This window comes from Bacteroidales bacterium, assembly GCA_012519055.1.
GTDB lineage: Bacteria > Bacteroidota > Bacteroidia > Bacteroidales > Salinivirgaceae > JAAYQU01.
The window spans coordinates 58,396-64,583 of sequence record JAAYQU010000043.1; the positions used below are offsets into that span (position 1 = coordinate 58,396).

Here is a 6,188-nt window from a genome sequence, read left to right on the forward strand (position 1 = left end):
TATCAAATTGTTATGGATAGTAAAATAGAAATTAAGGAATTTTTAGAGTTTGTGTATAGTTTCTATAAAACTATGCGTGACCACCAAGTTGTTTTAGTTTACGAAGGCATTGTTACACACCAAGTTATCAAAGCATTTACTTCTTTAACGGAAACAAGTATGGAAACTCAAATGGAAGCTCCTTCCACACTAAAGAGAGTTTTCCATGTCATGGTTGAATGCTTACAAAACATTAGTAAACATGCCGAATGTCTCGAAGAAAACATCTCTAATGTACATAAAGACGGCAAGGGTATTTTTTTGCTAAATAAAAGTAGCACTAATTATACTGTTACTACAGGCAATGTGGTTGGTAAAGACAAAATATCATCTATAATAACATTGATTGACCACATTAACTCCTCAGACAAAGAAGACTTGAAAGAGTTATACAAAGAAAGAATTAAAGAGGGTCGATTGTCAGAAAAAGGAGGTGCAGGTTTAGGATTTATTGATGTTGCCAGAAAAACCGGAAGTGAACTAAATTATCACTTTCTACCAATAAATGACGAGTACTCGTTTTTCATATTCTCAACCGAAATATCAAGAAACAATTAATTAATCAACATAACCATGGAAGTAATAAAAATCATTAAAACAGACGATACGCCAAGTATTACACTTGATGCACAAAATGATCTTTTTGAAATTTCAGGACGTTCACTACCTGAGGATGTTGCAGCCTTTTATGAACCAATACTCGATTGGCTCGAAAGATACTCAAAAGACCCTAACGATAAAACCGTTTTCAATTTCAAATTAGTATATTTTAATACCGCATCATCAAAACTATTACTCGATATTCTCTTGATACTCGAGGAAATTTACGAAGCAGGCAACGACGTACTAGTCCGTTGGCATTTCCCTGACGATGATGAAGATATGGAAGAGGCGGGAGAAGAATATGCAGATATCGTTGAAATTCCGTTTGAACAAGTTAGTTATTCTATGGATTAATTAAGCTTGCTAAATAACCATCAAACACATTAAGGTATGAGTGAAGAAATTCTCAAAGCGTTGATGCAACTTTTCGCCCTCATTGCTAAACAAGATAGCGGTGTTGCTAGTAACGAATTGATTTTTGTGAAAAAATTTCTAACGTCACAGCTAAACCACGAAGCTGTTACAGAATACCTTAATCTGTTTTACGAACATGCAGACATAGACCCGAACAATATCAACAACCAAGATAAAGAGCAGCAATTAACATCTGTCAGAGACTCAGTAAGAATTCTTGGTATTTGTAAGAAAATTAACCGGCGACTTACCCAAAAACAAAAAATAGTTGTTCTGGTACGTCTATTCGAGCTTGTAAATGCTGATAAAAAATTTACCGAACAGCGGATGGCTATCATCAACACCGTTGCCGAAGTATTTAATGTAACTTCTGAAGAATTTCAAAGTACAGAGCAATTCATTATTGATGATCCACAAACAATAAGCAACAGTAACATTCTTAGAATTAGTAGCAAACCAACTATCGAAAACGATGAGTGTAAACAAATTGAAACAGAAGAGCTAGATGAAGATATACTTATTCTTCAAATTAAAAGTGTTGAACTATATTTCTTACGTTACACAGGAACTGAAGAGATACTACTGAACGGATTGCCAATTAACAATGAAAACATATATATCTTCGCCAACGGGAGTTCAATCAGGCTACCTAAGGGAAAACCAATATACTACTCCGATGTTATATCTCACTTTTTAGCAGACGTAACTTCTGCACATATTTCTTTTAATGTTGATAATGTAGGGTTCAAATTTCCAAATGGAACTATTGGTTTAAGGAACATCTCTATTTCAGAAGAACAAGGAAGACTTGTTGGAATTATGGGTGCCAGCGGAGCAGGTAAAACTACATTGCTTAATTTATTAACAGGTTTGCAGAGTCCATCAACAGGAACTGTAAAAATAAACGGTATAGACTTACATGCCCAAAGCGAGCAACTTGAAGGTGTAATTGGCTCAATTCCACAAGACGACCTTCTTATCAGTGAGCTTACTGTATATGAAAACTTATACTATAACGCAAAACTATGTTTCAAAGATTTGTCAAACGAAGAGATTGACAAACTTGTACTCAAAACTCTAAATAGTTTAGGTCTATTAGAACGCAAAGACCTTAAAGTAGGATCTCCACTTAACAAAGTTATTAGTGGAGGACAAAGAAAACGTTTGAACATTGCACTTGAATTAATTCGCGAACCATCTATACTATTTGTTGACGAACCAACATCGGGATTATCATCAAGAGACTCGGAAAACGTTATGGACCTTTTACGTGAACTCGCACTTAAAGGTAAATTAATTTTCGTCGTAATCCACCAGCCATCATCAGACATATACAAAATGTTTGATAGAATGATAATTTTAGACACTGGCGGATATATGATATATTATGGTAATCCTGTAGAGGCCGTTTCGTACTTCAAAACCATTGATAACCAAATTAATGCCGAGGTTGGAGAGTGTCCTACTTGCGGTAATGTCAACCCTGAGTTAATATTCAATGTGATTGATGCACAGGTAGTTGATGAGTTTGGAAGATATACAGGTAATCGCAAAGTAAGTCCCGAAAAGTGGGAAGAATACTATAAGGAGAGTACCAAATACGAGCGAATTGATGATGTTAAGCAAAAACCTCCAAAAACGCTTAATATTCCTAATTGGTTTTCGCAATTCAAAATTTACACAATAAGAGACGTATTATCTAAAATTAGTGATAAACAATACATTATAATTAACCTATTGGAAGCCCCACTATTAGGTTTTATTCTCGCATTCATAATTCGTTATATAGAACCCGACTCTGATACATACGTATTCAGAGTAAATAGTAATATCCCCATATATATCTTTATGGGACTTATCGTAGCCATATTCCTTGGGTTTATAGTTAGTGCCGAAGAGATATTTAAAGACCGGAAAATACTTAAACGTGAGGCGTTTTTAAACCTCTCAAGATCAAGCTATTTAGCAAGTAAAGTTGTAATACTATTTGCTATTTCAGCAATTCAATCAATTCTATTCATATTAATTGCCAATCCAATTCTAGAAGTTCAAGGTCTTAATTTTGAATATTGGATGACACTATGGACAATAGCTGCATTTTCTAACATGCTCGGCTTAAACATATCATCTGCATTTAACTCAGCTGTAACTATTTACATTTTAATTCCTTTACTAATGATACCACAAATGGTATTAGGAGGTGCAATGTTCAGCTTTGATAAATTAAACAAAGCTATTGGCAGCGTTGATAAAGTACCTTTGATTGCAGAGTTTATCCCGTCGCGTTGGAGCTACGAAGCACTTATGGTTAAACAATTCAAAGACAATGAATTTGAAAAGTTCTTTTACGAATATGATAAAACAATAAGCAACGGTGACATAAAAGGAACAAAATGGACGGCAGAAATACGTCAACGAATAGACGAATCATTAACTGGTATTTTTTCTAAAAATGAAGATAGAATTAAGAAAGCCGAAAAAACCTTGAAGTTAATACAAAACGAAATTGGACGAGAGTTAGAGACAAATCCACACGTTGAGTTTGGCTATCTTGACGAACTTACAATCGAGAGTTTTGACGCATTTGTTGCAGACCAAACACTTGATTACCTCAGTCGAGTAACTGATTATTACGAAATAGAGATTGCAAAAGCAACAAAAGCCAAAGAAAATATTATCATAGCATTAGATGCGAAAGATCCAAGTATCTACATTAACCAACAAAATAAATATCATAATGAAGCGGTTGGAGATATTGTAAAGAATATCTACGTAAAACAAGTTGTGGAATCTGACGGAAAACTAATCAAACAACGTGACCCCATTTTTAGAATATCAAAACCAGACAACTTATTTAGTTTCAGAACACACTTTTACTCTCCCAAAAAACACTTTATGGGTGCTTACTTCGATACATTTTGGTTCAATACAGTAATAGTATGGTTAATGACAGCACTGATGTATGTCACTCTATACTACGATCTTTTGAAAAAAGCTATCGACTTAAACATTGGAAAAGGAATTAGTAGGCGGTTATCAATGATTAACTTTAGCAAATTAACTAAGCCAATAAAAAACAGAGTAGCAAAAATTAAACTTCCAAGAATAATAATACGATTTAGAAAAAAATAATTAGTATATTTAGGCTTTGAAAAAGTTAAAATTAAGTACATGTTTTAATATAAATATATATAACACAGCAAATCAAATCATTAAACAGAAATACTACAAAAGAATATATCTATGAATCGGATTATAATTTACTCAATAATTATCGCTATTGCTGGATATGGTTGCGGAGGATGTAATAACAACAAAACAAGTAGCAATACTGATATTTTCAAATCTATAGTAGAAGAGAGTGATGCATTGGATTCTATGGAATATGAAACATCTGAAACCACAGAAACTCTACAAATTCTGCAAAATATATCCTCGTCACCCGTTGAAATGGCAGCCCTTTTACAGGCAACGGGAGTTCCGTTCAACGAAAACTACATAACAAGCATTGATGATGTTGACCGTTACAACACAGACTTTAAACGGGCACTTAACCTCGGTATTTTTGGTGCAGACTTGGGATATTTAAATATGTATAGAAAGACAGGTCCGGTTATGACCAATATGCGAGCTATACGTAAATTAAGTGAAGAGCTAAGAGTACAACAATTCTTTGACTTTAATACAATACGCAGATTAGCCACTAATAATGAAAATCTTGATTCATTAATGTACTTATCTGTATCAAGTTTTAACAACATGGACGTTCACCTGCAAAAAACAGGACGTTCTGAAGTTAGTGCTTTAATAATTTGTGGAATGTGGGTAGAAGGTATGTTTATTGCTACACAAGTTATAAAAAATGCTCGTCAAAACACAGAAGTAATTGAACGCATTGGAGAACAAAAGACTATAGTTGAAAACTTAGTAGATATTCTTTCACACTATAAGAAAAATCCACAATATGCGCAATTACATAAACACTTTTCACGTATTTTGGACTCTTTTGATGGTGTAACCAAAACTATTGTGCAAGGAGAAGGCAAGGAAGTTGAAATTGACGGTATTTTAGTTTATATTCAAAACGAAACATCATATGTTAACGTACCCGAAAAAACTTTAGACAACATTATCAAGTCAATTGATGAGGTTAGACAAGAAATAATAAATATTTAAGTAATAAGTTACTATTATAGAAGAAATCAAAATTAAGAAAAACAGATTACCCATGAGGCAGATATTTCTCTTATTAATAATTGGTTTAGTATTATCGGCAAATACCACAATGGCGCAGAGTGATGAGTTAGTTAATTCCTGTGCGCTCAATATTGGAAATGCCACATATTTGAAAGATTTCAAATATAAAATGCCACAAAGTGCTGTTAAACCACCACCATCTACAAAAAACAGTATCGTATTAAACAAAGGCACAATATATAAGTTCAGTACTTGTAATGCCGATGGATACGAGGGAAAATTGATTGTTGAAATATTTGATGGTCCAAATAAATTGGTATCAAATCTTAAAGCAGATGGAGCAATTGATAATGCCTGTGGTTTCTCGTGTATGAAAGCAGGAATATATCAAATAAATGCATACTTCTATGATGGTAAGGAAGGTGCTGCAGTTTGCGTAATGTCATACATTACTGTAAAATAAATTAATATTTAATAAATATAAAAACCAAGTATCTGTTCGTTTTTCGACCGATACTTGGTTTTTTACATATAAAATTAACTTGTCAACTCAAACCTTATAACCGTGTAAAGTGTTAATTTACAAATATATAGCTCTAGAAACAAGGAGAGTTAAAATTTAATGAGCCTAAGATAATAAAGGTCGGTATTGTTTTTGCTAGCAATAAAGAATATGTCGGGAATCTACATTCATATACCATTCTGCAAAAGTCGCTGTTATTACTGTGACTTCTACTCGTGTACCGAATTGTGGGCTATCGACAAATATATCAATGTTCTTAAAACAGAACTAGCAGACAGAAAAAACTACATTAGCGACGAGGTTGAAACCATATATTTCGGAGGTGGCACCCCTTCTATTTTATCGTCAACACAAATTGAGGGAATAATTGAAATCATTACCGACAACTTTAAGGTTTCACCAAATGCAGAAA

At 33.5% G+C, this 6,188-nt stretch carries 6 protein-coding genes; all 6 read left to right on the top strand.

Annotation, left to right across the window (positions count from 1 at the left end; translation table 11 throughout):
- The first annotated feature begins 12 nt into the window (after positions 1–12).
- Complete coding sequence (locus tag GX311_08080; protein NLK16339.1) at positions 13–597, top strand: hypothetical protein; 585 nt, start codon at positions 13–15, stop codon at positions 595–597.
- 15 nt (positions 598–612) lie between these two features.
- On the top strand, positions 613–996 hold the full coding sequence (locus GX311_08085) for a DUF1987 domain-containing protein (protein NLK16340.1): 384 nt from the start codon (positions 613–615) through the stop codon (positions 994–996).
- A 36-nt stretch (positions 997–1,032) separates the two neighbouring features.
- Positions 1,033–4,188, top strand: a complete 3,156-nt coding sequence (locus GX311_08090) for an ATP-binding cassette domain-containing protein (GenBank protein NLK16341.1) — start codon at positions 1,033–1,035, stop codon at positions 4,186–4,188.
- Between the two features lie 111 nt (positions 4,189–4,299).
- Positions 4,300–5,232, top strand: coding sequence for a hypothetical protein (locus GX311_08095; protein NLK16342.1), 933 nt, complete (start codon positions 4,300–4,302; stop codon positions 5,230–5,232).
- Between the two features lie 52 nt (positions 5,233–5,284).
- On the top strand, positions 5,285–5,716 hold the full coding sequence (locus GX311_08100; protein NLK16343.1) for a hypothetical protein: 432 nt from the start codon (positions 5,285–5,287) through the stop codon (positions 5,714–5,716).
- Between the two features lie 210 nt (positions 5,717–5,926).
- A partial coding sequence (locus GX311_08105) for a coproporphyrinogen III oxidase (GenBank protein NLK16344.1) occupies positions 5,927–6,188 on the top strand: 262 nt, incomplete at its 3' end.

Coding starts and splice junctions, on each gene's coding strand:
- GX311_08080 (NLK16339.1), top strand. CDS start 13: ATGGATAGTAAAATAGAAATTAAGGAATTTTTAGAGTTTGTGTATAGT.
- GX311_08085 (NLK16340.1), top strand. CDS start 613: ATGGAAGTAATAAAAATCATTAAAACAGACGATACGCCAAGTATTACA.
- GX311_08090 (NLK16341.1), top strand. CDS start 1,033: ATGAGTGAAGAAATTCTCAAAGCGTTGATGCAACTTTTCGCCCTCATT.
- GX311_08095 (NLK16342.1), top strand. CDS start 4,300: ATGAATCGGATTATAATTTACTCAATAATTATCGCTATTGCTGGATAT.
- GX311_08100 (NLK16343.1), top strand. CDS start 5,285: ATGAGGCAGATATTTCTCTTATTAATAATTGGTTTAGTATTATCGGCA.